This is a genomic window from Ideonella sp. FW305-24 (assembly GCF_058788035.1).
Genome location: NZ_JBYTAI010000004.1, coordinates 509,821 through 536,759, shown reverse-complemented (window position 1 = coordinate 536,759; position 26,939 = coordinate 509,821). Strand labels below are relative to the sequence as shown.

General features: G+C 67.6%; 25 protein-coding genes and 1 riboswitch. Of the genes, 14 read left to right on the top strand and 11 right to left on the bottom strand.

The window, feature by feature from the left end:
* Window positions 1-15 precede the first annotated feature (15 nt).
* Both AC3WR5_RS14365 and AC3WR5_RS14360 read right to left on the bottom strand, forming a co-directional pair.
* Window positions 16-1,902: a TonB-dependent receptor domain-containing protein gene (locus tag AC3WR5_RS14365; RefSeq protein WP_492485398.1), complete on the bottom strand. Its 1,887-nt coding sequence runs from the start codon at window positions 1,900-1,902 to the stop codon at window positions 16-18.
* Window positions 1,903-2,015: 113 nt separating this feature from the next.
* Window positions 2,016-2,265: riboswitch (cobalamin riboswitch) on the bottom strand.
* A 7-nt stretch (window positions 2,266-2,272) separates the two neighbouring features.
* Window positions 2,273-3,274 (bottom strand): 2-dehydropantoate 2-reductase, encoded by a 1,002-nt coding sequence (locus AC3WR5_RS14360; RefSeq protein ID WP_492485396.1) that lies wholly within the window; start codon window positions 3,272-3,274, stop codon window positions 2,273-2,275.
* A gap of 132 nt (window positions 3,275-3,406) precedes the next feature.
* On the opposite strand from AC3WR5_RS14360, the gene AC3WR5_RS14355 reads away from it, so the two are divergent.
* The gene (locus AC3WR5_RS14355) at window positions 3,407-3,793 is read left to right on the top strand and encodes a VOC family protein (RefSeq protein WP_492485488.1); all 387 of its coding nucleotides are present in this window, start codon (window positions 3,407-3,409) and stop codon (window positions 3,791-3,793) included.
* Between the two features lie 17 nt (window positions 3,794-3,810).
* Here the strand turns inward: AC3WR5_RS14355 and AC3WR5_RS14350 are convergent, their stop codons facing one another.
* Window positions 3,811-5,055: an aminotransferase class V-fold PLP-dependent enzyme gene (locus AC3WR5_RS14350; protein ID WP_492485394.1), complete on the bottom strand. Its 1,245-nt coding sequence runs from the start codon at window positions 5,053-5,055 to the stop codon at window positions 3,811-3,813.
* A gap of 410 nt (window positions 5,056-5,465) precedes the next feature.
* On the opposite strand from AC3WR5_RS14350, the gene AC3WR5_RS14345 reads away from it, so the two are divergent.
* Complete coding sequence (locus tag AC3WR5_RS14345; protein ID WP_170200749.1) at window positions 5,466-6,770, top strand: sulfotransferase; 1,305 nt, start codon at window positions 5,466-5,468, stop codon at window positions 6,768-6,770.
* A gap of 115 nt (window positions 6,771-6,885) precedes the next feature.
* Complete coding sequence (locus tag AC3WR5_RS14340) at window positions 6,886-8,169, top strand: SGNH/GDSL hydrolase family protein (RefSeq protein WP_492485392.1); 1,284 nt, start codon at window positions 6,886-6,888, stop codon at window positions 8,167-8,169.
* Between the two features lie 16 nt (window positions 8,170-8,185).
* Here AC3WR5_RS14340 and AC3WR5_RS14335 read toward each other — a convergent pair whose 3' ends face one another.
* From AC3WR5_RS14335 to AC3WR5_RS14320, 4 genes are all read right to left on the bottom strand, one after another.
* Window positions 8,186-8,929 (bottom strand): FadR/GntR family transcriptional regulator, encoded by a 744-nt coding sequence (locus AC3WR5_RS14335; RefSeq protein ID WP_141285672.1) that lies wholly within the window; start codon window positions 8,927-8,929, stop codon window positions 8,186-8,188.
* A gap of 118 nt (window positions 8,930-9,047) precedes the next feature.
* Complete coding sequence (locus AC3WR5_RS14330) at window positions 9,048-10,490, bottom strand: aldehyde dehydrogenase family protein (protein WP_492485390.1); 1,443 nt, start codon at window positions 10,488-10,490, stop codon at window positions 9,048-9,050.
* A 20-nt stretch (window positions 10,491-10,510) separates the two neighbouring features.
* The gene (locus tag AC3WR5_RS14325) at window positions 10,511-11,440 is read right to left on the bottom strand and encodes a dihydrodipicolinate synthase family protein (RefSeq protein ID WP_141285676.1); all 930 of its coding nucleotides are present in this window, start codon (window positions 11,438-11,440) and stop codon (window positions 10,511-10,513) included.
* 34 nt (window positions 11,441-11,474) lie between these two features.
* Entirely contained in the window at window positions 11,475-13,217 is a 1,743-nt protein-coding gene (locus tag AC3WR5_RS14320; protein WP_492485387.1) for an IlvD/Edd family dehydratase, read from the bottom strand.
* A gap of 150 nt (window positions 13,218-13,367) precedes the next feature.
* On the opposite strand from AC3WR5_RS14320, the gene AC3WR5_RS14315 reads away from it, so the two are divergent.
* The 7 genes from AC3WR5_RS14315 (at window position 13,368) to AC3WR5_RS14285 (ending at window position 18,049) form a co-directional block, all read left to right on the top strand.
* Window positions 13,368-14,138, top strand: a complete 771-nt coding sequence (locus AC3WR5_RS14315; protein ID WP_141285680.1) for an SDR family NAD(P)-dependent oxidoreductase — start codon at window positions 13,368-13,370, stop codon at window positions 14,136-14,138.
* Between the two features lie 5 nt (window positions 14,139-14,143).
* The gene (locus AC3WR5_RS14310; RefSeq protein WP_492485385.1) at window positions 14,144-15,202 is read left to right on the top strand and encodes an aldose epimerase family protein; all 1,059 of its coding nucleotides are present in this window, start codon (window positions 14,144-14,146) and stop codon (window positions 15,200-15,202) included.
* Between the two features lie 24 nt (window positions 15,203-15,226).
* Window positions 15,227-15,637: a hypothetical protein gene (locus tag AC3WR5_RS14305; RefSeq protein ID WP_492485383.1), complete on the top strand. Its 411-nt coding sequence runs from the start codon at window positions 15,227-15,229 to the stop codon at window positions 15,635-15,637.
* Between the two features lie 233 nt (window positions 15,638-15,870).
* Window positions 15,871-16,302, top strand: a complete 432-nt coding sequence (locus AC3WR5_RS14300) for a GNAT family N-acetyltransferase (protein ID WP_492485381.1) — start codon at window positions 15,871-15,873, stop codon at window positions 16,300-16,302.
* A 103-nt stretch (window positions 16,303-16,405) separates the two neighbouring features.
* A complete protein-coding gene (locus tag AC3WR5_RS14295; RefSeq protein WP_492485380.1) occupies window positions 16,406-16,840 on the top strand; it encodes a hypothetical protein in 435 nt (144 codons plus the stop codon).
* A complete protein-coding gene (gene lepB / locus AC3WR5_RS14290) occupies window positions 16,837-17,511 on the top strand; it encodes a signal peptidase I (protein WP_492485378.1) in 675 nt (224 codons plus the stop codon). The genes AC3WR5_RS14295 and lepB overlap by 4 nt, the downstream gene beginning before the upstream one ends.
* 37 nt (window positions 17,512-17,548) lie before the next feature.
* Window positions 17,549-18,049 (top strand): BON domain-containing protein, encoded by a 501-nt coding sequence (locus AC3WR5_RS14285; RefSeq protein ID WP_492485376.1) that lies wholly within the window; start codon window positions 17,549-17,551, stop codon window positions 18,047-18,049.
* A 10-nt stretch (window positions 18,050-18,059) separates the two neighbouring features.
* Here the strand turns inward: AC3WR5_RS14285 and AC3WR5_RS14280 are convergent, their stop codons facing one another.
* The 4 genes from AC3WR5_RS14280 to AC3WR5_RS14265 form a co-directional block, all read right to left on the bottom strand.
* Window positions 18,060-18,722, bottom strand: coding sequence for a DUF6198 family protein (locus AC3WR5_RS14280; RefSeq protein WP_141291208.1), 663 nt, complete (start codon window positions 18,720-18,722; stop codon window positions 18,060-18,062).
* A gap of 79 nt (window positions 18,723-18,801) precedes the next feature.
* Entirely contained in the window at window positions 18,802-19,656 is an 855-nt protein-coding gene (locus tag AC3WR5_RS14275) for an acyl-CoA thioesterase (RefSeq protein ID WP_492485374.1), read from the bottom strand.
* 55 nt (window positions 19,657-19,711) lie between these two features.
* Window positions 19,712-20,956, bottom strand: a complete 1,245-nt coding sequence (locus tag AC3WR5_RS14270) for an MFS transporter (protein ID WP_492485372.1) — start codon at window positions 20,954-20,956, stop codon at window positions 19,712-19,714.
* Window positions 20,953-21,438: a MarR family winged helix-turn-helix transcriptional regulator gene (locus tag AC3WR5_RS14265; protein WP_492485370.1), complete on the bottom strand. Its 486-nt coding sequence runs from the start codon at window positions 21,436-21,438 to the stop codon at window positions 20,953-20,955. Before AC3WR5_RS14265 ends, AC3WR5_RS14270 begins: the two co-directional genes overlap by 4 nt.
* Window positions 21,439-21,530: 92 nt before the next feature.
* On the opposite strand from AC3WR5_RS14265, the gene AC3WR5_RS14260 reads away from it, so the two are divergent.
* The 4 genes from AC3WR5_RS14260 to AC3WR5_RS14245 all read left to right on the top strand — a co-directional run bounded on the left by AC3WR5_RS14260 (window position 21,531) and on the right by AC3WR5_RS14245 (window position 26,935).
* Window positions 21,531-22,115, top strand: coding sequence for a PaaI family thioesterase (locus tag AC3WR5_RS14260; protein WP_141291286.1), 585 nt, complete (start codon window positions 21,531-21,533; stop codon window positions 22,113-22,115).
* A gap of 114 nt (window positions 22,116-22,229) precedes the next feature.
* Window positions 22,230-23,204, top strand: coding sequence for a c-type cytochrome (locus tag AC3WR5_RS14255; protein ID WP_492485368.1), 975 nt, complete (start codon window positions 22,230-22,232; stop codon window positions 23,202-23,204).
* 588 nt (window positions 23,205-23,792) lie between these two features.
* Window positions 23,793-25,472: a DUF1592 domain-containing protein gene (locus AC3WR5_RS14250; RefSeq protein WP_492485366.1), complete on the top strand. Its 1,680-nt coding sequence runs from the start codon at window positions 23,793-23,795 to the stop codon at window positions 25,470-25,472.
* Complete coding sequence (locus AC3WR5_RS14245) at window positions 25,469-26,935, top strand: DUF1552 domain-containing protein (RefSeq protein ID WP_492485364.1); 1,467 nt, start codon at window positions 25,469-25,471, stop codon at window positions 26,933-26,935. The genes AC3WR5_RS14250 and AC3WR5_RS14245 overlap by 4 nt, the downstream gene beginning before the upstream one ends.
* Window positions 26,936-26,939: the final 4 nt, after the last annotated feature.

The following is a 26,939-nucleotide window of genomic DNA, read 5'->3' as shown; positions in this document are numbered from 1 at the left end:
CAGCTCAGTGGCCGATCACAACGGTGGCGTCCAGCGCAAGGTCAGCTGGGCTTCGCGGCCGGGGCTGTTGTAGCCCTGGGCCGTCGTGTAGCGCTTGTCGGCCAGGTTGTTGACACGGCCCTCGACGCGCCATTGCGGCGTGATGGCCCAGCCGGCGAACAGGTCCACCAGGCCATACGCCCCCATGCGCGCGTCCGCGGATTCGACGTCGGCGTCATAGCGCTTGCCAACCCAGGTCAGGTCGCTGCCAACCTGGGCAGTGCCCAGTTGCTGCACCAGGTGCAGGCCACCGAAGACGCGGGCGCGGCGACGCAACTGGTCGTGGGTCTCTTCGTTCAGCGGGTCCTGCCAGGTGAAGTTCAGCTTGGTGCGCAGGTCACGGGTGAGCTGTCCACCAGCAGACAAGGCCAGGCCGCGGATGCGAGCCTTGGCAATGTTCTGCAAGTCGTAGTCGGGCGGACCTGACACGATCAGGTTGCTGATACGGTTTTCGAACAGCGTGGCTGTCAGGTCCGCACCGCCCAGCCGGGTGTCGGCACCCAGTTCGAAGCTCTTCGAATGTTCGGGTTTCAGGTCCGCTGCGCCGTAGTTGGGGTAATAGAGCTCGTTGAACGTGGGCGCGTGGAAGGCGGTGCCGTAAGAAGCGCGCACGCGGCTGGTGCCGTCCAGTGCATAGGCCCACCCAATCTGGCCGGTGCCGTGGTTACCGAACTGGCTGTTGCGGTCCTGGCGCAGGTCGATCTGCACCGAGTGCGCGCCGAAGCTGCCACGCCAACCCAGCATGCCGCTGCGGATGGTGCGCTCGGTCACGTTGTAAGGCGTGTCGCTGTCGACTTCCTGCTTCAGGAACTCCACGCCCGCGGTGGCGGTGCCACCTGCCAGCGCCACATGATTGAGCCAGCCAAACTGCTGCTGCGTGGTCTTGAAGGTGCCGGGAAAGGTGCTGTAGTCGTTCGACAGGTCGACCGAGCGGCCCACCACAACGCTGGACTGCCAACGCTCGCTCAGTTTGCCAGCCCACTGCAGGGCCATGGTCTGCGTCACCGTGGTGCTGTAGCTGTCCTGCCGGGTGTCGGCGTCTGGATCCGGACCATCGTCGTAATGGACCTTGCTGACGCTGCGCAGCAGCTTCAACGCAACCTGCTGGTCCGGCCCGAAGTGCTGGGTGATGCCGACATGGCCGCCGCGGTTCAGGTAGCCGTCCTTGTCCGGGTTGTAGCCGTAGGTGTTGTCGGCATTGGTGGCATTGATGCCATCGGTGCGCAGGAAATCGATGCCGGCAGACAGCTCGGTCTGTTCGCCGATGCGGCCGGCGTAGCCCGCCACGGCCTGCTGCAGGTTGTGGCTGCCGCCGGTCAACGAGACGGTGGCACCCGGAGAGCGCAACGCGCTCTTGGTGAAGACCTGGATCACGCCGCCAATGGCGTCAGCGCCGTAGAGGCTGGATGACGGTCCGGGCAGGACTTCCACACGCTCGATCAACGCCAGCGGAATGGACTCGAACGAAGCGGTGCCCAAGGTGGCCGATCCCAGGCGCACGCCGTCGACGATCAGGACCGTGTGGTCCGAACTGGCACCGCGCATGAAGATGCTGCTGGCCTGGCCCAGGCCGCCGTTGTGCGTGATCTCCACACCCCCCATCGTGCGCAGCAGGTCGGTCAACGAACCGGCACCGGCCTGGCGGATGTCTTCGGCGGTGATGACCGTGACCGGGCGCACCGAGTCGCGGGTGACGACCTGGCTGCGGGCTGCCGTCACGACGTAGTCGCTGGCCTCACTGGCCGGCGCGGTTTGCGCGGCAACATGCAGCGGTGCCTGCAGAAGCAGCGCGAGCGCGGCCGGAACACGCAACGCGGCGCGCAACGAGGAATGGGAAAGGCGCAAGGCAGTGCGCAGGCTCATGGGAACAACTTCCGGAAGTCGCTTTGGCATGCGCGGCGCGGCGCAAGGCAGGCCAAAGGCAACAGCACGGCCACCTGCTTCCCCGCGGGTGGCCGCTACATGGCGCGAGAACATGCTCGCGCCCCCTGTTGGCCGGTATCCGGGCTGGTGGCACCACCCGTGCGGCCTTCCCGAAGGTCTTCACCTTCAGTGGCCAGGAGCACGGGCTGAAACGCTGGCGCGGGTTGCGCGAGGCTTCGTCCACTTACCGTTGCGGGGGCAGCACAGGTTGAGCATCGCCTCGTGGAGGCTGGCCTTCCTGTTTCCCGTTTACCCCGGGCCGCAACGAAGCGCAGCCCAGGCACCAAACAGGTGTCAGTTTACACCGGGGTTACGCGGCGCCCTGCGGGCGCGGGTACAGGCCGTGCACCTGCGCGAAGACGCGGGTCAGCCCCAGCAGCGCGTCAATGCCGGGCGTCGGCTCGCCCACGCGCTGGGCGATCTCGCGCACCGCGCCGACGATGCCGTCGAGCTCGATCGTGCGGCCGGCTTCCGCGTCCTGCAGCATCGAGGTCTTGAAGGCGCCCAGGCTGGCGGTGATGCGATGGCGGTCAGCCGGGGTCTGCTCGATCCTGCAGCCGATGCGCGCGCCGACCCGCGCCGCCTCTTCCATCATGCTGGCGCAGAAGGTGCGCAGCAACGGGTCGCCGATGATCAGATCCACCGTCGCGCCGGTAATGGCCGAAACCGGGTTGGTGGTCAGGTTGCCCCACAGCTTGTACCAGAGCTCGCGCCGCAGTTCGGGGCTCTCGACCACCTCCAGCCCGCCGCTGCGCAGCAGCTCGGCGACCTGCTGCACACGCGGCGTGACCGGGCCGGCCGCCGGCTCGCCAATGATCAGCTTCTGCCCCATCTGGTGCGCCACCAGGCCGGGCTCCGGGCACGAGGTGCTGGCGTGCACCACGCAGCCAATGATGCGCGAGACGGGCAAGGCCTGGGCGATGCGGCCACCGGGGTCCACGCTGCCGAGCGGCGCTGCGCCCAGCTCGGGCACGCCGGCCGAGAACCACCAGGGAATGCCATTCATCGCCGGCAGCAGCACGGTCTGCGGCCCCAGCAGCGGGCCGATGGCGGGCGCAGCAGCGGCCATCGCCTGGCCCTTGACGGCAATGATCACCAGGTCCTGCTCACCCAGTTCGGCAGGTGTCGCGCTGGCGCGCGCCGGCGCCTGGGTCAGCGAGCCGTCGGGGTTGCGCAGGCGAAAACCGTGCTGCTGCAGCGCCGCCAGCGTGTCGCCCCGGGCCACGACGCTGAGTTGCGCCACGCCGGCCGCCGCCAGTCGTGCGCCAATGAAACCGCCAATGGCACCAGCGCCGAAGATGCAAACCCGCATGGGAAAAGTCCTCTGGGTGAGGTTCATGAAAGGAACAAGACGATAGCGCGACCGGAGGCAACGCCGAACAAGTCCTTCTAGACTTGGCCATCAAACCAAACAAGGAGCCGTCCCATGTCAGCACCCGGCGCGATGCGCTTTGGCTACACCATCCTGTACGTCAGCAAGGTCGAGGCCTCGCTGGACTTCTTCGAGCGCGCGTTTGGCATCGGCCGCCGCTTTCTGCACGAATCCGGCGGCTACGGCGAGCTTGAAACCGGGGCGACAACGCTGGCGTTTGCCGAGCACAGCATTGGCGAGGGCCACCTGCCCGGCGGCCATGTGCGGGCCGACCAGTCCGAACAGCCGCTGGGCATGGAGGTGGCGCTGGTCTGCGACGACGTGGCCGAGGCCCACCAGCGCGCACTGGCCGCCGGTGGCAAGGAACTGGCCGCACCGCAAGCCATGCCCTGGGGCCAGACAGTCTCCTGGCTGCGCTGCCCGGACGGCTTGCTGGTGGAGTTGTGCACGCCAATGTGAGGTGGCACTACTGTCTTTCAGTTCAGCAAGGCGCGCAGCCCGGCGACCAGCCGGTCGAGTTCGGCACGTGATGTGTAGATGGCCGGCGTGACCCGCACCACGTCGCCCCGCGCAGGGCCATTGCGCCAGACGGTGAACACGCCATGCTGCTCGCGCAGCGCGGCAACGATGGCCTGGTTCTCCGCGGCGCTGCCACGCCCGCTGAAGCGCAACGAGGTGATGCCGGCGGCCATGCCGGGCTCGTCCGGCGTCAGGATCTCCAGGCCCGGCAGCCCGCGCACCTGCTGCACCCAATGGTCTCGCAGGCTGCGCAGCCTGGCCTGCTTGGCGCTGGCGCCAATGCGCTGATGCAACTGAAGCGCCGCGGGAATGCTGAGCCAGGCGGCGAAGTTCGGTGAACCGGTGTGGATGCGCGAGCGCACGTCGTCGGCCGGATGGTCGCGGTCGCCGAAATACGGGTCGATGGCGGCTAGGCTGCCTTTGCGGATGTACAGGCAACCGCAGCCCAGTGGCGCGCCCACCCATTTGTGCAGGTTGAAGGCGGCATACGGCGCGCCCAGGTCGGCCACGTCGAAATCCAACTGGCCCCAGGAGTGGGCCGCATCGACGATGGCTTCGGCGCCGGCCGCCCGGGCCATCTCGCTGAGTTCCCGCACCGGCATCACCAGGCCGGTGCTGTGGCTCAGGTGGGTCAGCAGCAGCAAGCGGGTGCGTGGGTGCTGGCGCAAGGCGTCTGCATAAATGGCCAGCACGTTTTCGCGGCTGGCCGGCTCCGGAATTTCCAGCCTGACCGGCAGCACGCCGCGCCGCTCGCGCAGCCATGCCATCGCGTTGCGCATCGCCGGGTAGTCCAGGTCGGCATACAAGACGGTGTCGCCCGGCTGCAGCTGGTTGTAGCCACTGATCAGGGCCAGCATGGATTCGGTGGCGCCGCGTGTCAGCGCAATTTCCTCCGGCTCGCAGCCCAGCGCCGCGGCCACGCGCTGGCGAATGGCGGCCATCGCGCTCGGCCAGCCTTCGCGGATCATCAGCGTGTTCTCGAAGTTGACGCGCTCGGTCCAGTGCATGAACGCTTGCCGCACCGGCTCGGCCATCACGCCCCAGAAGCCGTTTTCCAGGTTGGCTGTCGCATGGGAAGTCCGGTAAAGGGCAGCCACAGCGGACCAGAACGCCCCATCATGTTCAGGCGCCTGGGCCGAAACCGCCGGCAGGCCGGCAAGGGCAGCGTCGAAAAACGGGAGATGGAAGTCCGGAGCGGGCATGGGTGGGCCTGGGCTGTGGAAGCCTGGACCTTACCAAGAAGCGGCGGCGGGACAGCGGGATGCCGCTGAAACGCACCTGAACGGTGCTGCAGCCGACAGCAAAAGCGCCTGCTGCTGGCCGTCCCCTGTTCGCGGCGCCGATGTTTCGGGCCGCACCAGCGTTCGCCAAGCGACTGCAAGGCCTGGGTGCAGGCCTCGGGTAGGCAACGTTCTAGGGGGTTTTCGCTGGTGAAGCTGGCGGAAACCGTGCGCATGCCGGAATTGCGCTCCCACGTCAATCGCTAGACTGCCATGTGCGCTTGGCGCACTGGCTGCTTACCTGTTCCAGGCCGGACATCGTGATGCACTTATGATGTTCGCAAGCAAGGGTTTACCGTCGCGATATCCACGGAGTTGAGGGAACAGGCAGCATGCACACGGTCGAGAATGTCGAGCAACGCGTCATTGGAGTCATCTCTGATTTGACGGAAGACTGGGACGTCGAGCTCGAAGGCGGCATTGGTCCCCAGACCACGATGATTGGCGACATCGGCTTCGCGTCGATCGACTTCATCCAGCTGGTCGTGGCGATCGAAGGCGCCTACAAGACCAAGCTCGGGTTCCAGGACCTGTTAATGAAAAACGGCGCCTACGTCGAGGACCTGAGCGTCGCGCAGATTGCCGAGTTCGTCGCCGGCCGGTTGAACGGCTCGTTGCCGGTCGCAGCGCCCGCGCCCGTGGCGGCCAACACCGCCGTCGTCGCCACGCGGCTGACCTCGATTCCCGAAAGCGAGCGTGTCACCCCCGAGAAGCTGGCCAAGTTCCGCGCGAGCATTGCCACCCGCAAGCTGCGTGACGACGGCACGCCAAAGAATCCGCCGGCGCTGTTCGTGCTGTCGCCTCCGCGTTCGGGCTCGACGCTGCTGCGCGTGATCCTGGCCGGCAGCTCCAAACTGTTCGCGCCGCCCGAGCTGCACCTGCTGCCCTACAACACCATGGGCGAGCGCCTGAAGGCCTTGTCCGGCGAGCACACAGAGCACCTGCTGGACGGCACCGTTCGCGCACTGATGCAGTTGCATGGCTGGGAGCCGGAAGCGGCCCGTGCCTTCGTCTCGAAGTGCGAAGCCGACGACATGTCCACCAAGGCCTTCTACAACCTGCTGCAGCAACCGCTGAAGGGCGAGAAGCTGCTGGTCGACAAGACGCCTTCGTACGTGATCGACGTGGACATCCTGAAGCGCATCGAACAAGACTTCGACCGCCCGCTGTACATCCACCTGACGCGCCACCCGTTGGGCATGATCCGCTCGTACGAAGAGTCCAAGCTGCAGCGCCTGATGCCCATGGTTCAGGAAGCCAGCTTCGGCAGCCGCGAGCTGGCCGAGCTGACCTGGCTTACCGCGCAGCAGAACACCGTGGCCGCAGGTCAGCATGTGCCGGCAGACCGTTGGCTGCAGATCCAGTACGAAGACATCGTCTGCAATCCCTCCGCATCCATCGAGAAGATCTGCAGCTTCGCCGGCATTCCGTACGAAGACGCGATGATCAACCCGTACCAGGAAATGGACCAGCGCATGACCGACGGCGTGGACAACGCCTCGAAGATGAGCGGCGACCTGAAGTTCCACCTGCACAACGCCATCAACCCCGATGCCGCGGTGCGCTGGAAGCAGTTCTACTCCGAAGACATCCTCGGCGCGCAGACCCGCGAAGTGGCGGCGTCACTGGGCTACTGATCTTCCGCATCCCCAGACAGGCTCGCTTCGGCGGGCCTGTTTTGTTTGGGGTGCCAGCTCCCGCACAGGTGATGAACCGTTCAACAATCGGCCATCGTCCATCCCACGCCGTCGCATGAGCCCGATCAACACCCACTTCGAGCTCGAAGGCAGGCTGATGGCCGCGGCATTGCTGGCGCCGCTGGCGCTCGGCGTTGGTTTGGCCCTGCTGCTGCCCTCGCTGATGGGCGCAACGGCAGGCGAAACAGGGGCCTGGGTGCCGGCCTGGAGTGCGGCACCGGACTCGGCAGGGCCGGCGATGAAGCCCCAAACCATCCGGCAAGTGCTGCGCGCCAGTTCGGGTGGCGACAAGGTGCGAATCAAGCTGTCGAACCTTCTGGGCGACGGGCCGCTGCTGGTCGGGCCGGTGCATGTGGGCCTGCATGGCGTGGGCTCGGCCATCGTTGCGGGCAGCGACCGTGCGCTAAGCTTTGGTGGCCAGGCCACGCTGCGCATTGCCAAGGGTGAAAGCGCCTGGAGCGACCCGCTGGACCTGCCGGTGGCAGCGCTGCAGGAACTGGCCGTGAGCCTTTACCTGCCCGAAGGCGCCAGCGCGCCGACGATCCACACGGTGGGCATGCAGACGGCCTACCTGGTCGACGGCCTGGACATGACCGGTGCCGCCGCCCTGCCCCGCGCCGACACCGACGACAGCCGCTACCTGCTGACCGACCTGCAGGTGCTTCCGACCAAGGCGAGCGGCCCGGCACGCACGCTGGTGGCTGTAGGTGACTCCATCACCGACGGCGTGGGCTCAGGACTGGATGCCAACGCACGCTGGCCCGACGCGCTGGCTGCGCGCCTGCGAAAGGACCCCGCGCTGGCCGATGTGGCCGTGGTCAACGCCGGCATTGCCGGCAACCGCATCCTGAACGACGGCTCGGATCCCTACCTTGGCCCGAGCACGCTCGCTCGTTTCCAGCGCGACGTGCTGGACCAGCCCGGTGTGCACTGGGTGGTGCTGCTGCAAGGCATCAACGACATCACCGCCAGCGGCCTGCTGGACAGCCCCAAGGACAAGGTCAGCGCGGCCCAGGTCATCGAAGGCATGAAGACGCTGGTGGCACACGCCCACGCAGCCGGCGTGCAGGTCTGGGGTGCCACGTTGCTGCCACGCGGCGGCTCGACCGGCCCGCGCGGCCAGACACCAGCGGCCGAGGCGATGCGAGTGGAGGTCAACCGCTGGATCACCAGCGCGGGCGCCTTCGACCGGGTGCTGGATTTCGACCGCCTGATGGCCGACCCGGCCCGGCCCAGCTACCTGAACCCGGTCTTCGACAGCGGCGACCACACGCATCCGAATGCCGCGGGTTATCGCGTGATGGCGGCTGCCATCGATCTGCAGGCGCTCAGGAACTGAGCCGACCCACCGGCGCTCAGGCCAGGTTCACGCCCGGCAGCAGCGTCGACAAGTCGTCGCCAGTCTCTTCCAACTGCACCAGCGTGGCCTGGCGGGCGGCCAGCGCGTCACGGTTGCGCAGCGCCGTCAGGATCGCCTTGTGGCGCGGCAGCGAAAGCTCGTGGGTGTTGGGCACCTGGCTGCTGAGGATGATGGACTCGCGCAGCGCGAGGGACAGCATGTTGCCGATGTAGGCCAGCAGGTCGTTGTTGGTGGCCTCGGCAATGCGGCGGTGAAACGCCAGGTCGGGTTCCAGCAGTTCCTCGGTGGTGCGCGCTGCGGCCATGCCGGAGAAAGCCTCGGCAATGGCCTCGATCTGGTCCTCGGTCGCAGCCTTGGCGGCCAGCGCGGCAGCGGCGGGCTCGAAGACGCGGCGCACCGTCAGCAGCGTGCTGACGAACTCGGGCTGCGGCTTGGTCTGGATCAGCCAGTACAGCACGTCCGGGTCCAGCAGATGCCACTCGTTGCGTGGCCGGACGATGGCGCCCGAGCGCTGCTTGGACACCACCAGCCCCTTGGCCACCAGCACCCGCACGGCTTCGCGCAGCACAGGCCGGCTCACGTCGTATTTCTCCAGCAGCACCGCCTCGGCCGGCAGCCGGTCGCCCGGCTTCAATGCGCCGGCCAGGATGGCCAGGCCAAGCTCGCGCACGATGCGTCCATGCATGCTCTTGCCTTCGGGCTGAAGGCGATAGGTGGACTGCGCCGTGCGACTGTTCATTCCCGCCATTCTCCGTCTCCAGGCAGATGCCGCAGGAACCGTAACACAGTGATTTGCGCGCGATCAGCCGCAGCCGCCCATCGGACGGCCCACGCGACCGAAGGTGCGAACCGGCGCTTCAGCCAGCCGCCGTGTACGCCGTCTTCACCGTGGTGTAGAACTCCTTGGCATGGCTGCCCTGCTCGCGCGGGCCGTAGCTGGAGCCCTTGCTGCCGCCAAACGGCACGTGGTAGTCCACGCCCGCGGTCGGCAGGTTGACCATCACCATGCCGGCCTGCGCGGCCAGCTTGAAGTGGGTGGCGTGTTTCAGCGAGGTGGTGCAGATGCCGGCCGAGAGGCCAAACTCGGTGTCGTTGGCCGTCGCCAGCGCTTCTTCGTAGTCGCGCACGCGGATCACGTTGGCCACCGGGCCGAAGACTTCCTCGCGGCTGATGGTCATCGCGTTGGTCGTTTCGGTGATCAGTGCCGGCATCTGGAAGAAGCCCTGCGTCTCGCGCTCCAGCACCTCGCCGCCAAACGCCAGCTTGCCGCCTTCGCTCTGCGCCAGCGCCACGTAGCGCAGGTTCTGCGCCAGTTGCTTTTCATCGACGACGGGGCCGATGTCGGTGCCGGCTTTCAACGCATGGTCCACCTTCAGCGTGCGCAGCTTGGCCAGCACCTTCTCGACGAATGCATCGTGCACGCCTTCGGTGACGATGATGCGGCTCGAAGCCGTGCAGCGCTGGCCGGTCGAGAAATACGCACTTTGCACCGCGGCGTTGACCGCCACGTCCAGGTCGGCGTCGTCCAGCACCACCAGCGGGTTCTTGCCACCCATCTCGGCCTGCACCTTGGCCTGGCGGGCAGCGCAGCTGTTGATGATGCGCCGGCCGGTGCCGACCGAGCCGGTGAAGCTCACCGCGCGCACCAGCGGCGAATCCACCAGCGTCTGGCCCACTTGCGAGCCCGGGCCCATCACCAGGTTGAACACGCCCTTCGGAAGCGCCGTGCGGCTCAGGATGTCGGCCAGCGTCCAGCCGCAGCCAGGCACCAGCTCGGCCGGCTTGAAGACCACGCAGTTGCCGTAGGCCAAAGCCGGGGCAATCTTCCAGGCCGGGATGGCGATGGGAAAGTTCCACGGCGCGATCAGCCCGACCACGCCGACCGGCTGGCGCAGCACGTCCACGCCCACGCCCGGCCGCACGGAGGCCAGGTGTTCGCCGCCGCTTCGCAGCGCCTCGCCCGCGAAGAACTTGAAGATCATCGCGGCGCGGTGCGTCTCGCCAATGCCTTCAGGCAAGGTCTTGCCCTCTTCGCGCGACAGCAGCCGGCCGATCTCGTCCTTGCGCGCCAGCAGTTCGTTGCCCACGGCGTCCAGCACGTCGAAACGCTGCTGCGGCGTGCTCATGGCCCAGCCCGGGAATGCGGCCTGCGCGGCAGCGATGGCGGCTTCGGTCTGCGCCGCATCGGCCTGCGCGTAGTGGCCGATCACGTCGCTGGTGTCGGACGGGTTGATGTTCGGTCGCGTGCCTGCGCCGGCCACCCATTCGCCATTGATGTAGTTCTGGAAGGTGTTGCTCATGATGAGGTGCCTCTTTTGATTCAGGCCCAACGCAGGACCAGCGGATCGAGGCGCTTCGCCGCGTCCAGCAGGCCGGCGCGCACGGCAGGGTTCATCGCCGGGAACGGATGCCGCGGCGCGTCGCAGGCGATTACGCCGCCTTCCTTCATCAAGGCCTTGGCGGTCAGGATGCCGCCCTGGCGGTTCTCGTAGTTGATCAGCGGCAGCCAGCGCGCGTAGGCGGCCACAGCTTCCTCGCGACGGCCGGCGGCGTAGGCGTCGACGATGGTGCGGATGCCGTCCGGAAAGGCGCCGCCGGTCATCGCGCCGGTGGCGCCTGCGTCCAGGTCGGCCAGCAGCGTGATGGCCTCTTCGCCGTCCCACGGGCCTTCGATGTCCGCGCCACCAATGGCGATCAGCTCGCGCAGCTTGCTGGCCGCACCGGCGGTTTCGATCTTGAAGTACGCAACGTTCTCGATCTCGCGCGCCATGCGGGCCAGGAAGGGTGCGCTCAGCACCGTGCCGCTGACCGGCGCGTCCTGGATCATGATGGGAATGTCGATGGCGTCGGACAGCTGGCTGTAGAAGCCGTGGATCTGCGCTTCGGACACGCGGATGGTGGCGCCGTGGTAGGGCGGCATGACCATCACCATGGCGGCGCCCATGTCCTGCGCGCGGCGGCTGCGCGCGGCGCAGATCTGCGTGCCGAAGTGGGTGGTGGTGACGATCACCGGCACCCGGCCGGCCACGTGTTCGAGGATGGTCTTCGCAAGCACCTCGCGCTCGTCATCGCCCAGCACAAACTGCTCGGAGAAGTTGGCCAGGATGCACAGGCCGGTCGAGCCGGCGGCTATCATGAAGTCGACGCAGCGCTTCTGGCTTTCCAGGTCCAGCCCGCCTTGTTCATTGAAGGTCGTGGGCACGACAGGGAACACACCCTTGTACCGCGCAGCTTGTTGATGAGTGCTCATGAGGTATCTCTTCAGGAAGTCGGGGTTCAGTGACTCAGTGAGAATGGCGCGGCACCGCCGCCCCGCGGCAGCCGACCAGGAAGTCGAAGTCGCAGCCCTGGTCGGCCTGCATCACGTGCTTCACGTACAGGTGGCGGTAGCCGGTGGCGTCGGCCGGGTCGACCTGCTGCACCGCGGCCCAGGCGGCCAGGCGGGCGGCCAGTTCTTCGTCCGTCACGTCCAGGTGCAGCCGGCCGGTCTCGGCATCCAGCTCGATCCAGTCGCCTTCCTGCACCACCGCCAGCGGGCCGCCCGCGCGCGCCTCAGGCGCCACGTGCAGCACCACGGTGCCATAGGCGGTGCCGCTCATGCGGGCGTCGGAAATGCGCACCATGTCGGTCACGCCCTGGGCCAGCAGCTTGGGCGGCAGGCCCATGTTGCCGACCTCGGCCATGCCGGGGTAGCCGCGCGGGCCGCAGTTCTTCAGCACCATCACCGAGTCGGCTGTGATGTCCAGGTCCGGGTCGACGATGCGTTCCTTGTAGTGCTCCAGGCTCTCGAAGACCACCGCACGGCCGCGGTGCTTCAGCAGGTGCGCACTGGCGGCCGAGGGCTTGAGCACCGCGCCGTTGGGTGCCAGGTTGCCGCGCAGCACACGGATGCTGCCGTCCGGCACCAGCGGCTTGGTCAACGGACGGATCACTTCTTCGTCGTGGATCGCCGCATCCTTGACGTTGTCCCAGATGCTCTTGCCATTGGCCGTCAGTGCGCCCGGGTGCGGCAGCAGCCCGGCCTCGCCCAGCCGGCGCAGCACGCCCGGCAGGCCGCCGGCGTAATAGAACTCTTCCATCAGGAAACGGCCCGAGGGCAGCAGGTCCACCAGCGTGGGCGTGCCGTGGCCGACCGAGGTCCAGTCGTCCAGTTGCAGGTCCACGCCAATGCGGCCGGCAATCGCCTTCAGGTGGATCACCGCGTTGGTCGAGCCGCCGATGGCGGCATTGGTGCGGATGGCGTTTTCGAAGGCCTCGCGGGTCAGCAGCTTGGACAGCGTCAGGCCCTCGTTGACCATCTCGACGATGCGGCTGCCCGAGAGATGCGCCAGCACCTGTCGCCGTGCGTCCACCGCCGGGATGGCGGCGTTGTGCGGCAGGCTCACACCCAGCGATTCCGCCATGCAGGCCATGGTGGACGCCGTGCCCATGGTGTTGCAGGTGCCGGCAGAGCGCGCATGGCCGGCTTCGGCGGCGAGGAAATCGTTGATCGAAATGGTGCCGGCCTTGACCTGCTCGCTGAGCTGCCAGACCGCCGTGCCCGAGCCGATGTTCTTGCCGTTGAGCTTGCCGTTCAGCATCGGCCCGCCGGTGACGACGATGGCCGGCACGTCGCAGCTGGCCGCGCCCATCAGCAGCGCGGGCGTGGTCTTGTCGCAGCCGACCAGCAGCACCACGCCGTCGATCGGATTGCCGCGGATCGACTCCTCCACGTCCATGCTGGCCAGGTTGCGCGTGAGCATCGCCGTGGGCCGCAGGTTCGATTCACCGTTGGAGAACACCGGGAACTCGACCGGGAAGCCGCCGGCCTCCAGGATGCCGCGCTTCACATGCTCGGCCAGCTTGCGGAAGTGGGCGTTGCAGGGCGTCAGCTCGCTCCAGGTGTTGCAGATGCCGATGATGGGTTTGCCCTGGAATTCGTGATCCGGGATGCCTTGGTTCTTCATCCAGCTTCGGTACATGAAGCCGTTTTTGTCGGCAGTGCCGAACCATGCAGCGGACCTGAGCTTGACGGGGGGCTTGGACATGAGGCTCTCTCAAACAGGAGTCGACATTAAAGTATGACTAATTGTGGCACGTCACTCGGGTAAACCCTGAAACTTCCGCAAGACTTCTCACTAAAGTATTACTAATAAAATGCCAGCAGTGTTCAGTGACCCTGTTGGCGGAGTTCCCTCATGACTGTTTTCGCGCGCTACCCCAGCCTGGCCGACCGCCGGGTGTTGATCACTGGCGGCGCCACCGGCATCGGTGCCTGCCTGGTCGAACAATTCGCGCTGCAAGGCGCAGCGGTGGGCTTCATCGACATTGACGCCGCCGCCGGCAAGGCCCTGGCCGCGAAACTGCAGGACGGTGCACGCCGCGGCCCGTATTTCGTCGCCGCCGACCTGACCGACACCGCCGCACTGCAGCGCGCCATCCACACGCTGCGCGACGCGCTGGGAGGCCGCATCACGGTGCTGCTGAACAACGCTGCCAACGACAAGCGCCACGCGCTGGAAAGCGTCACACCCGAACAGTGGGACGCAGGCCTGGCCGTCAACCTCAAGCACCAGTTCTTCGCCGCGCAGGCGGTGCTGCCGGACATGCGCGCTGCCGGCGGCGGCAGCATCGTCAACTTCGGCTCCATCAGCTGGAAGCTCAAGCAAGGCGGCATGCCGGCCTACACCACCGCCAAGGCCGCGGTGCAAGGCCTCACGCGCTCGCTGGCACGCGACCTCGGGCCACACAACATCCGCGTCAACACCCTCGTGCCGGGCTGGGTGATGACCGACAAGCAGCTGGCGCTGTGGGTGGACGATGCGGCCCGTGCCGAGATCGCCAAGGGCCAGTGCATCAACCAGCCGCTGATGGCCGAGCACATCGCCCGCATGGCGCTGTTCCTCGCGGCGGACGACAGCGCGATGTGCACCGCGCAGGACTTCATCGTGGACGGCGGCTGGGTCTGACCCCCATGACCACGATCCACTCCCGCCCCTACGGCACGCTGCCCGACGGCAGCGTCGTCGACGAATACACGCTGGACAACGGCCGGGGCCTGGTGCTGCGCGCCATCACCTACGGCGGCATCGTCACCTCGCTGCAGGTGCCGGACCGCGCCGGCCGGTCGGCCAACGTGGTGCTGGGTTTCGACGCGCTGGACGACTACGTGCTGCGCAACCCTCACTTCGGCGTCATCGTCGGCCGTTATGCCAACCGCATCGCCGGCGGCCGTTTCACGCTGGACGGCGAAACCCACCAGCTGCCGATCAACGATGGCCCGAACTGCCTGCACGGCGGCCCGCGTGGCTTCGGCACTCGGCTGTGGCAGGCCGAGATGGAGGGCGACACGCTGCACCTGCGCTACCGCAGCGAACACGGAGAAGAAGGCTTCCCCGGCACGCTGGAGATCAGCGTGCGCTACCGGCTGGACGACGCGCAAGGCTGGCGCGTGGACTACGAGGCGCGCTGCGACCGGCCCACCGTCGTCAACCTCAGCCACCACGACTACTTCAACCTCGCCGGCGGCGGCTCGGCCGTCGGCCACCGGCTGCAGCTGAACGCCAGCCGCTACACCGAGGTGGGCGCCTCGCTGGTCCCCAGCCGCATCGCCGACGTGGCCGGCACGCCGTTCGACTTCCGCAGCAGCCAGGTCGTCGAAGCCCGGCTGCGCGAGGGCCACGAGCAGTTGCGCCTGGCCCGCGGCTACGACCACAACTGGCTGCTGGACGCGCCGCAGGACGGCCAGCTGCACCTCGCCGCGCGGCTGGAAGACCCGGCCTCCGGCCGCGTGATGACGGTGCACACCACCGAACCCGCCGTGCAGTTCTACTCCGGCAACTTCCTCGACGGCACGCTGCGCGGCCAAGGCGGCCAGCTCTACCGCCAGGGCGACGGCCTGTGCCTGGAAACCCAGCACAACCCCGACTCGCCTAACCACCCCGCAAGCGCCGACTGGCCGAGCACCGTGCTGCGCCCCGGCGAGGTTTTCCGCAGCAGCACCGAACACCGCTTCTCTACACTGCCTGGCTGACTGGCAGAGACAGCGGAGATCACCATGCCCACCGTGTTCGACAAGCTGAACCTGAAGGCCCAGCGCGAGATCCTCGTGGTCAACGCGCCTGCGTCCTTCGAGCCGGCCTTGGCCACGCTGGTGGGTGTCAAGGTGCTGCGCGACCCGGCGGAGGTCCAGGCGGTCCATTTCGCGCTTGCGTTTGCCACGCAGCAAACCGAGGTTGATCGCTTGTCCGGGCTGCTGGCCGGCAAGGCCGAGGGCGACGCGCTGCTGTGGTTCGCCTATCCAAAAGGCACCTCCAAACGCTACCGCTGCGACTTCAACCGCGACACCGGCTGGGCCGTGCTGCAGGGCGCCGGCTTCGAAACCGTGCGCGCGGTGGCGATTGACGAAGATTGGTCCGCGCTGCGTTTTCGGCGGTTGGCCTATATCAAGACCACGGCCTCGAAATAATATGCAGCCACGCGCCCGAGTGGGCCGCCATTGACATTGCGATTCGCATTTTCAGCGAACTCCTCCAGGCGCTCCCACACCCGCAATGCAGCGGCCCACTCACGCTCATTTCTGAATCGGGTATTTCGAATCAAGAAATAGTTGACAGGGCTGAACCATATCTGGGGGACAAGGCAAGTCCCATCCCCCAAAGGGGGGAAATCAAGTGGCTCAACTCATCCCATCACACCGCCATGCACCACCTCCGCTTCACTGACCACCAGGACGTGCCGCAAGCCGAGGCGGGCGTCGTCGACGCGGGCCTGGACGCAGCCAACCAACAGGCGAGAGCGCTGCAGGACGTGCGTGGCCTGTCGGTGTTTGCCAGAACGGCAGCAGACGAGGTGATCGGCGGCGCGGTGGGTCGCACCTGGGGAGATTGCTGCGAGTTGCAGGAATTGTGGGTGGCGCCCGCATTGAGAAACCAGGGGCTGGCCAGCACGCTGCTCGGGCGTTTCGAGGATTTGGCCGCGCAAAGGGGTTGCCGGCTGCTTTATCTCTACACCTTCAGTTTTCAAGCGCCTGATTTTTATCGCAAGCGCGGTTATCAGCTTGCATTCTGTCTTCGGGGGTTTTCTCAGGGCGTCGAGAAATACCTGTTGCAAAAGCCGCTCGCCGCGGGCTGAGGCTGTCGCGCACGCTGCAGCCCGTCAGCCTCTCGCGACGGCCGCATCCACGTACTTCAACGCAGACACCATTGGCCGCATCGCCGAGCAGACACGACGCCTCATGCTGATTGCACCGCCCACGACTGATGAGACGCAACGCCTGGCATTGCTGGGTTCGCTGCACCTGCTGACGGAGCTGGCCGGCAATGCGCAGCGCGAGATCCAGCACCGCGAGGCTGCGGTGCACGCCCGCCAGCAGGTGGACTCGCTGCAAGCAGTGCTGGCGCAACGCGTGGCCGAGCGCACGGCCGAGCTGCAGCGCTCGGAAGCGGCCCTCGCCAGGCTCAACCGCGAACAAGGCCTGATGCTGGACAACGACCTGGTCGGCATCGTCAAGCTGCGCCAGCGCCGCATCGTCTGGCACGACCGGGCATGGCGCACATGTTCGGCTACCGCCCCGGCGCGAACGCCTGCGCCAGCGCTGAAAATGGCTTGCACCGCTGCAGGCGCTGGCCGACACTTTGCAGGCTGCCCGACGCACGAGGCCATGCGATGAAACACCAGCAATCCCATCCCTACCGCATCCCGGCCTTGTTGCTGCTGTCCGTGCTCACCTCCGGTGCGATGGCCGACTGGGGGCCGGCGCCCGTCGCTGAAATCGCCGTCGCCAGCCTCGTCGCAAGTGCCCAGGTCACACCGCCGGAAAACGACCTGGTGCTGGTCAACCAGCTGGCTTATGACCTGAAGGTGCCGCTGACCCGGATCTCCCTGGCCCGCCTCAGCGAACCGCAGCGCGGCGACGTGGTCACCCTCCTCTCGCCGCGGAACCAGGAACGGCTGGTCAAGCGCGTGGCCGCCGTGCCGGGCGACCTGGTGGAGCTGCGCGGCAGCACGCTCTACGTCAACCACAAGCCCGCCGGCTTCGGCGCGCCGGACGAAAAGCTCGGCACCCTGGCGCCACACGCAGACGACGCCGTCCGGTCCGCAGCGACGCAGGCCAGCCAAAAGCTCGACAAACCTGAGAAGCTTGGCTTTGGCCCGACCCAGTTGCCGGCGGACCGCTACTTCGTGCTAGGCGACAACCCGGACGACACCGAGGACTCGCGTTTCTTCGGCCTGGTGGCCCGCGAAGGCATCGTCGGCCGCACCCACCATGTCGTGCTGTCCACCGACCTGCTGGGCGGCTGGGCGCAGCGCCTGGAGCGTGGTCTCAGCGTGTTCCGCTGAGCCCTGCAGCGCGGTGCGCAGGCCGGGCCGGCCGGCTATGTGGACCCTTGGCGCCGCGCTGGTGCTGACGCTGCTCGGCACCCCGGCACAAGCCGAGGACGTTCGCCGCAACTGGTTCGGCGATCCATTCTTCCCGCTGGTCGGCACCCTGACCGGCTGCCCTGCGCCGCTGGGCCCGTTGTTGACAGAGGCCGAGCGCCGCGTGCAGGCGCATCACCGCGCCGAAAAAGGCACCACCTGCTGGCTGGCCGGCGAGTGCGACACGCCCAGTGCCTATGCGCATGACGACGAGATTGCCGCCGCGCTGGAAGCGGCCTGGCGCGAGCAGGCGCCAGCCAGCGTCACGCGCCAGCCCGCCAGCGTGTGGGCCACGGTGCAGGCCCGCGTCGTCTACTTCGAGGGCTGCGCCGGCGACCCGGCCGCCGCGGCCGAGCTGGAAGCCTTTGCGCGGCGGCTGCCGCAGGTGCTGAACGCGGTGGCCGCGCTGCGCACCGATCCGCGGGCAAAACCACCTTACCGCACCGCGGCCGGCCAGTGACCCGAGCTCTTCAGCTGCCCGTGTAACGGCCCGGCCGGTGGTTGATGTAGATGAAGCTGCTCATCACCACCGCGCCCAGCACCGAGTAGATGGCCCGGTCGCGCGGCAGGATCAGCGCGGCGATCAGCAGCACGCTGATGTCGATGGCCATCTGCACCTTGCCGGCGCGCCAGCCTTTGACCTGCTGGAAGTACAGCGAGACGATGGTCGCGCCGCCCAGGCTGGCCCGGTGGCGCGCCAGGAACAGGCAGCCCGAACCCAGCAGCAGACCACCCAGCACCGCGGCGTAGCCCGGGTGCAGCCGCTCGATGGCAAACAGCCGCGGCGAGTATTCGGTCATCAGCGACAGCGCCGTCACCGCCACGAAGGTCTTCAGCGTGAACTCCGGCCCCATGCGCTTCCACGAGAAGCCGTAGAACGGCAGGTTCACGACGAAGAACCACTTGCCGAAGCTGTAGCCCGTCAAGTGGCTGAGCACAAAGGCCGCGCCCGCGGTGCCACCGGTGATCAGGCCCACCTGGGCAAACAGGATCAGCGCCAGCGAGACGAACAGCGTGCCGGTGAAGATGGCCTGGGTATCCTCGAACAAGGTGTGCGGCTTGTCCGTCAGCGGCGCGAGTGCCTCTGCCGTGCGTTTTGCGGTTGGAATGTCGGGGGTGTCTACAGTCGCCATGCGGGCATTGTGAGCAGGAAGCATGCCGCGCCACCGCCCTGCCCCACCCCGCCAGCCGGCTGGCGCGGTCACCGCGGCCTCACTCCCGGTAGTAAACCATCTGGTGCGTGCTGGCGAGCAGTTGGCCGCTGTCGCTCCAGACCTCGGCCGTCTGGTCAAAATAGCCGTTGCGAAAGTTCAGTGCCTTGGCCACGCCCAGCACCGGGCGTTCGCCCTGCGCGGCCAACATCGCGGCGTCTGCATGGAAATACGTCGTCAGCGTCACGGTGCCGATGGGCACGAACAGCCGGCGGCGCATGAAGACACGTGGGAAAAAACAGTCGCAGATCGCTGCCAGCGACGCGAAGTCCAGCGGCCGGGCCGGTTCGTCGCGCACCCAGAAGCTGCTGTGCGAACTGGCGTGCTCCTCGCCGTCCATGGCCTCGGGCAGGCCGCCGGTGACAAAGCGCATGTCATAGCGCTTGAACCAGGGCGGGCGCCGGGCGCCGCCGGCCCGCGTCAGCGTGTCGGGTGACGGCAGGTTTGCGGGCGGCCGCACGTCCGGTGCCGACCAGGTCTCACGCCGCCGCGCCAGCACCGCAGTCGCGGTGGCCGCCACGGCGCCACCTTGCTGCAGCTCCACCGACCAATGCTGCGTCGACCGATTGGTGCGTGCCGCGCGGGCCACCAGCCCGAAGCCACCGTCCTCGATGGCGCTGGCGTAGTTGACGGTCAACGCAATCGGCTCCCCCTGGCGCTCAGGGTGCTGCAGCACCGCGTTCAGCAAGGTGGCCGCCGTCGTGCCACCAAACGGGCCCACCATGTTGGCGTAGGCCGGGCTGGTGGCACCACTGAAGTGACCCGCGTGCGCGGCAGGGGCCAGCGCGATCGCGCTGTCGAACGGATGCATGGAAGCTGGCTCGGCTGCAGTCTTGTTGGTCGCAAATTCAGGCATGTCGCAGTGTGGCGCTGCAGGCCGGGAAAGGCCTGTCACCAAGGCGTCGCGTCGCTCAAGCCGGCTGCGCTGCCGGCCCCACCACGCGCGAGGACTCGCGGATCGGCAGGTGCATCAGGGCCGCGCCAAAGGCCAGCACCGCGTCAGCGTAGAACATCCAGGTGTAGTTGCCTGTGGCCTCGAAGGTCTTGCCGCCCAGGTAGGCGCCCAGGAAGCCGCCGATCTGGTGGGCCAGCATGACCATGCCGAACAACGTGCCCATGTGGGCCGGGCCGAAGAAGCGGGCCACCAGGCCGGCCGTGGGCGGCACGGTGGACAGGAAGCTCACGCCCATCACCGCGGCGAAGACCAGCATGCCGGCGCTGCTCTTGGGCGACAGCACGAAGACCAGCACCGCCACGCCGCGCAGCAGGTAGATCAGCGACAGCAGTGACTTCATGCGCCAGCGCCCGCCCTGGAAACCGATGGCCCAGCCGATGCCGAAGCTGCCGACGATGTTGAACAGACCGATCACCGCCAGCGACCAGGCACCGACCGCGGCCGGCAAGCCGCACGACACAACGACACCTGGCAGGTGGGTGGCCAGGAAAGCCACATGGAAGCCGCAGACCATGAAGCCACCGGAGAGCAGCAGGAAGCTGCGGTCGCGCAGCGCGCGGCGCAGCACCTGCCCGGTGGGCTCCACCGGCGCCGCTGCAGGCGCGCCCGCTGCCGTCGGCCGCTTGCGCAGCACCCAGGCTGCCGGCAGCGCCATCAGCGGCAGCACCGCGAGCAGTTGCAGCGCCGAGACCCAGCCGGCAGCCGCCGTCATGCCCTGCGCAATCGGCGCGAAGACGAACTGGCCAAACGAGCCACCGGCGTTGACGATGCCGGTCGCCATGCCGCGCCGCTCGGCCGGCACCAGCCGCGTGGTCGCGGCCATCAGCACCGAAGGCCCTGCCATGCCGGCGCCACCGGCCGCCAGCACGCCAATGGCCAGGATCAGCCCCGTGCTGCTGTGCATCAGCGGGATCAGCGCGGTGCCGGCGCAGACCAGCAGAACACCCAGGATCAGCACCCGCCCCGGGCCGTAGCGGTCCGCCACCAGGCCGGCGAACGGCTGGGTCAGGCCCCACCAGAGCTGGCCGAACGCAAAGGCCAGGCTGATCTGCGCCAGGCCCAGCCCGGTCGAGCTGTTCAGGTCGCCGAGGAACAGGCCCATGGACTGGCGCGCGCCCATGGTCAGCGCGAAGGTGCCACCGGCGGCCAGCAGCACCAGCCAGACGGCGGGCGCCGAAAGAGAAGCAGAAGTCTTCGTCATCGCGGGGTCTCCGGTGTGTCGCCCATCAGCTGGATCACTTCGTCCAGCAAGGCATGCAGGCGGGCCACGCGTTCGGTGCCCATGCGTTGGTTGAACGCCAGCTGCGCCTGCTTCCAGGCCAGCTGGGATTTCTGGCGCTTGGCCTGGCCGGCGTCGGTCAGCGAAATGCTGCGCGAGCGCGCATCGGCGCCCGGGCCCATCTGCACCCAGCCCTGCGCCATCAGCGGCTGCAGGTTGCGGGTCAGCGTGGATGGCTGCAGCGCCATTGCCGCGGCCAGGTCGGCCGGCCGAACCGGCCCCATCGCGGCAATGTGGCTGAGCAGCGTGTACTGCGAGGTCTTCAGTCCGGTCGCCTTCTGGACCACGCTGTCGAAGTGCAGGCTGACCAAACGGTCGGCCTGGCGCAGGCGCAGGTTGCTGCAGCCGCGAGGCAGCTTGGGCGGCTCCGCCAGGGCAGGAGGGTCGATCAAGGGATGTGCCATGCGAATTATTGTAGCCACAACTGTTGCAACTACAACTATCATGATCACCATGCCCCGCCTCCACCCTCCGTTTTCCCCTTCAGGAGATGCCCATGCCCTCTGACAACCAGGCCCTCTGGCACAGCATTGCCGCCTTGTCGCCCGACACCGCTGCCGGCACGCTGGCCCGCTGGCAACAACAGGAAGCCGAAGCGCGACGCCAGCTCCTGCAAGCCGGCGTGGCCAGGCCTGAGCAACTGCAAGGGCTCAGCGGGCTGCAGGTCTTCGAAGGCATCAGCAAGGGCGAGCTGCCGTATCCCCACGTCAGCGAAGGCGCGGACATCTGGCCCATCGAGTACGAGGCCGGTCGCTTCGTGTTCCAGGGCCACCCGCCGCAGCGCTTCCTGAACCCCATGGGCACGCTGCACGGCGGCTGGATTGCCACCATGCTGGACTCGGCCGTGGGCTGCGCAGTGCACACCACGCTGCCGGCCGGCGTGGCCTACACCACGGCCGAACTGAAGATCAGCTACCTGCGGGCACTGACGCTGAAGGTGCCGCTGGTGCGTGCCGAAGGCCGGGTGATCAACACCGGCCGCCAGCTTGGCTTCGCCGAAGGCCGGCTGTACGGGCCGGACGGCAAGCTCTACGCCCACGCCACCACCACCTGCCTGGTGATGACACCTTCAGCGGGATGACGCACCACGTGCATCCGATGAGGGATGCGCGCGCTGCGGCCTGCCGCGACACTGCCCACTTGCCCGCCTGCGACACCCCGCTGCCGGCGGTTCCTGTTGTGTGGTTGAAGGCGAATGCAAGCAGTGGTGGAGACAAATGCCGGCGAGCAGCGGGCTGGCAACCAGCATCGGTATGCAATCCCGGCATTGGCCGGGCTGTTGCTGCTGGCCTTGCTGGCGCTGCTGGCCGTCTGTGGCTGGGCCTTGCAGCAGCATGACCAGAAGCGCCTGCGCGTGATCAGCCTGCCGGCCTACCCGCTGGCACTGCATGACGACAATGCCAGCCTGGCCCGCGGCCGCTACCTGTACGACACGCGCGGCTGCGCCGGCTGCCACGGCCAGCAAGGCGAAGGCCGGCTGTTCATCGACGATCCGCTCACCGGCCAACGCGCCGCCGGCCCGAACATCAGCCCCGGCCCGGGCAATGTGATCGCCGGCTACAAGCCTGCCGACTGGGAGCGCGTGCTGCGCCACGGCGTCAAGCCCAACGGCCAGCCGGTGCTGCTGATGCCGTCTGACGACTACAACCGCCTCAGCGACGACGACGTGGCCTCGCTGGTCCAGTACCTCATGCAGCTGCCACCGGTCCCCGGCCGCGCCGCCGTGCTGGAGCTGCCCACCTCGCTGCGGCTGCGCCACGGGCTGGGCCAGTGGCAGGACGCAGCCGAGAAGATCGACCATGCCCGTCCGCCCGAGCCTGCCGAGCCCGAGGCCCTGAGCGTGGCCTACGGCCGCTACGTGGCCCAGGCCTGCGCCCGCTGCCATGGCGCGCAGCTGACCGGCGGCCGCGACGATGCCAGCCAGCCCTGGGCGCCCAGCCTGGCGCCGGACCTGCCAACCGCCTTGGGCTCGGGCAACCGCAGCGGCATGGCCGCCTATGCCGACCCTGCGCTGTTCCGCCGGCTGATGCGCACCGGCACCCGGCCCGACCACAGCGCCGTCAGCCGCAGCATGCCTTTCGAGTCGCTCAGCCAGATGAGCGACCTGGAACTGGACGCCTTGCAGCTCTACCTGCGCAGCCTGCCCCCAAGCCCCGCCGCACAGCCGTGACATGAGGCGCGATGACGCAGGGCGCAAGCGCCTGCCAGGCGACGGAATTGGTCACCGGAGCGCGACGAGATTGGTCACACGCGCCAGCGGGATGGCCCCGCCCGCAGGCCGCCCCTGGCTCACAAAAAGGCATCTCTTTTACAGAAGTAACTGAACGTCCGTGTCTCAGGGCATGCCGCAAGGGTGTCCGGCAGCGCCATCCGCCCGGTGCGTCCATCGAGCCGAATTGACTTGCCAGCGCGCTGGGCAGCGGCGCTTCGCCATCGCCAGGATGCGGCACAAGAAGTGACTCGATGTTTCGAAGTTTGTCGGCTGGCATCGGCATTCGATTCAGCACCCGGCGGGTGGCACCATTTCTGCAAGACAAGAAAAAGCGCTCACCAGAGCAGATGACGAATCCAGGGCTGCGTTGCCGCCGATGGCCGCGCAGAAGAGAACGTTGAGGGACACATGAAGAAACTGGTTTGGGCAGCCGTTCTTGCGGCTGCCCTGGCTGCATGCGGCGGCAGCGGAGGGGATGGTGCGTCCACGTCGGGGAGCGGCGGTTCAAGCCCGGTCAACGTCGTCACCACCACCTACACCCGAGGCATGGATCCGCATGCCCAGGTGCAGGCGGTGGCGGCCGCGGAGACAGGCAGCGCGCATTTCCCGGGCTGCCATGCAGCCGCTGTGCCTCGCCGGCTGACCCGCATCCAGCTGACCAACTCGCTCACAGATGCGATACAGCAATTGACCGGCGATGCCACCCTGGCCGCCACCGTCGAGTCGACCGTGGTCGATCAGGCGCAGTTTCCGCCCGACACGCTGGTCGACCCCGACAGCACCCGCCACACAGGCTTCGCACGGCTGGACACGGCGCTCAGCGCCCGCCAGGCGACTGCGCTGCACCAGGCAGCCCAGACGCTGGCCAAGGCCGTCACGGCCGACCCCGCACGCGTGACCAGCCTGCTCGGCAGTTGCGGCAGCGACGCCAACACCTGCATGGCCAGCTTTGCCCGCCGCGCCGGGCGCCTGTTCTTCCGCCGGCCGATGACGGACGCCGAGGTCGCGGTCTACGTGGCTGCGGCCGGTGGGGCGAAGACGCCGGAAGCCATGTCCAAGGTACTGGCCACGATGATGGCCTCGGCCAGCTTCTACCTGCGCGTCGAACTGGGCCAGACGAGCGGAGGCGATGGCCAATGCGTCCCGCTGACCGCTCACGAAGTGGCCTCGCGCCTGTCCTATCAATTCTGGGACACCGTGCCCGACGCCCCGCTGGCCAGCGCGGCCGACGACGGCAGCCTGCTGGACCCGGCGGTCTACCAGGCCCAGGTGGCCCGGCTGGCCGCCGATGCGCGCGCCGAGGCGCCGACGAGGCGCTTCTTCAGCAGCTGGTTCAAGCTCGAAGAACTGGTGGCGATGAACGGCAAGGTCGGCAACGCGAAATTCGATGCCTTCGCGGGCAGCTACAAACCGCTGTCCACCACCCGGGATGCGGCCATCAACGAAGTGCTGGACATGGTGTCCTACGTCTCATCGCGCGATGGCTCGCTGCAGCAGTTGCTGACCGACCGCCACGCCTTCGCCCGCACTGCGGACATCGCCACGCTCTACAACACCGCCGTCTGGGACGGCAAGTCCACGCCCCCGCTGTTCACCGAATCGCAGCGGGTGGGCCTGACCACCCGCATCGGCCTGATCGCCAACGGCTCGTCCGACACCACGCTGCCCATCCGCCGCGGCATCCGCGTGCTGAACGCACTCACCTGCCAGACGCTGCCGCCGCCGGCGATGGACCAGTCCAACGCCAAGGCTGATCTCAGCGGCGTGCTGACCACCCGCCAGCGCACCGAGCGCGTGACCCAGATGGAAGGCACCTCCTGCATCGGTTGCCACCAGGCGCAAATCAACCCCCTGGGCTTTGTGTTCGAGCACTTCGATGCGCTGGGGCGCCTGCGACAGACCGAGGTGGTGCGCGATGACAACGGCAAGGTGATGGGCGAAAAGCCGATCGACACCGCGGCGGTGGCAACGCTGGCCGGCATTGCTGCCCGCTCGGTGGCCACCGCTGGCGAAGCACAGCAGCTGATGCTCGACAGCGGCGCTTTCGAGAAATGCTTCGCCCGCAACTACGCCCGCTACACCTTCGGCCGCGCCGACACCGCCGACGACGCCGAGCTGATCGAGGCGCTTCGCCAGCAAGCCGCCAGCGGCACCAACATCCGCCGTCTGATGGCCGCCATCGCGCTGCGCAAGGAGTTCCAGATGATCGCGAAGGTGGCGCCATGAAGCCGGCCTACAACCCTTTGACGCGGCGCCAGTTCCTGATCGGCGGCGGCACGGCACTGGCCTTGCCGCTGCTGCCCTCGCTGCTGCCGCGCGAAGCCCGTGCGGCCGCCCAGGCAGCGCTCAGCGCCGAGCGCTACTTCGTGCACATGACCACCTGGCACGGTGTGTTCCAGAGCCAGTTCTACGGCCCTTTGCTCGACCTCGCCGCCAGCCAGACCACGACTGCCGGCGGCGTCGCGGTGCGCGGCATGCCGCTGCAGTCCAAGACCTCCGGCGACAAGGTGGTCATCAGCGACATCCTCAGCGCCGCCGCCAGTGCCCTGTCGCCCCGCATGTTGTCGCGCATGAACGTCATCAACGGGCTGGACTACCACACCAGCGTGGGCCACAACCGCGGCTATTCGCTGGGCGGCGACGGCGGCAGCCCCAGCATCGACCAGGTGCTGGCACGCTCGACCGGCTTCTATCCCGCGCGGCCACCACAGGGCGCCATCGTGCGCAACCTGGTCTCGCTGTCCGGCAACGGCAGCAGCACCACGCAGACCGAGCAGACCGCCGAAAGCAACGTCAAGCTGTTCGACCGCCTGTTCGGCACCACCACCACGCCAGGCGAGCCGTCCATCGTGCTGGTCGACCGGGTCAAGGAACATGCCGACCTGGTGATGTCCGATCCGGCCTGCTCCGCCGATTGCCGCAACCGGCTGTCCAACTACCTGGACCTCTTGAACGACGTGCAGGGCCAGGTGACCAGCACCGCCAATGGCAGCAGCAGCTTCCCGCGCCCGACCACCGACACGTCGGCCGTCGAAGCCGCCGAGGGCTTCTACGGAAAACCAGAGCAGCAGGCCGCCTGCGAGAAGCTCTGGAACGACATCGTTGCAGCAGCCTTTGCGGCCGGCATCAGCCGTGTCTACGTCTGCGGCCCCAACACCTACACCTTCGGGCCGGACTCTGAATTCGCCTGGCACAACAACTATGCCCACGCGCTGGACGATCCCGCTCGCCGCGCAGGCTTCAATGCTGCCGTGCAACTGCAGTTCGAGGGCGCGATGCTCAACCTCGCCAACAAGCTGGACCAGATCACCACCGCAGATGGCGCGACCATCTTCGACAAGACGCTGCTCGCCAGTGCCTTCGAACTGGGCTCAGGTGGCAACCCGGGGCACCACCACAACCGCTGCATTCCGGTGGTGAGCCTGGGCAACGCCGGCGGCTACTTCAAGACGGGGCAGTACCTGGACTATCGCGACCTCACCTCGTTCAGCTGGTCTTCCGACCCGCACTGGTACTCGGGCCTGATCTACAACCAGTGGATGGGCATGATCCTGCGCGCCATGGGCGTGACCCGCTCCGAGCAGGAAACCACGGTGGTGGGCTACCCCAACGTGCGCGGCGCCAACGGCGACCATACCGACGCGATCTGGAATGTGGCTGGGCAGGACCTGCCCTGGCTGAGGGCCTGACGCG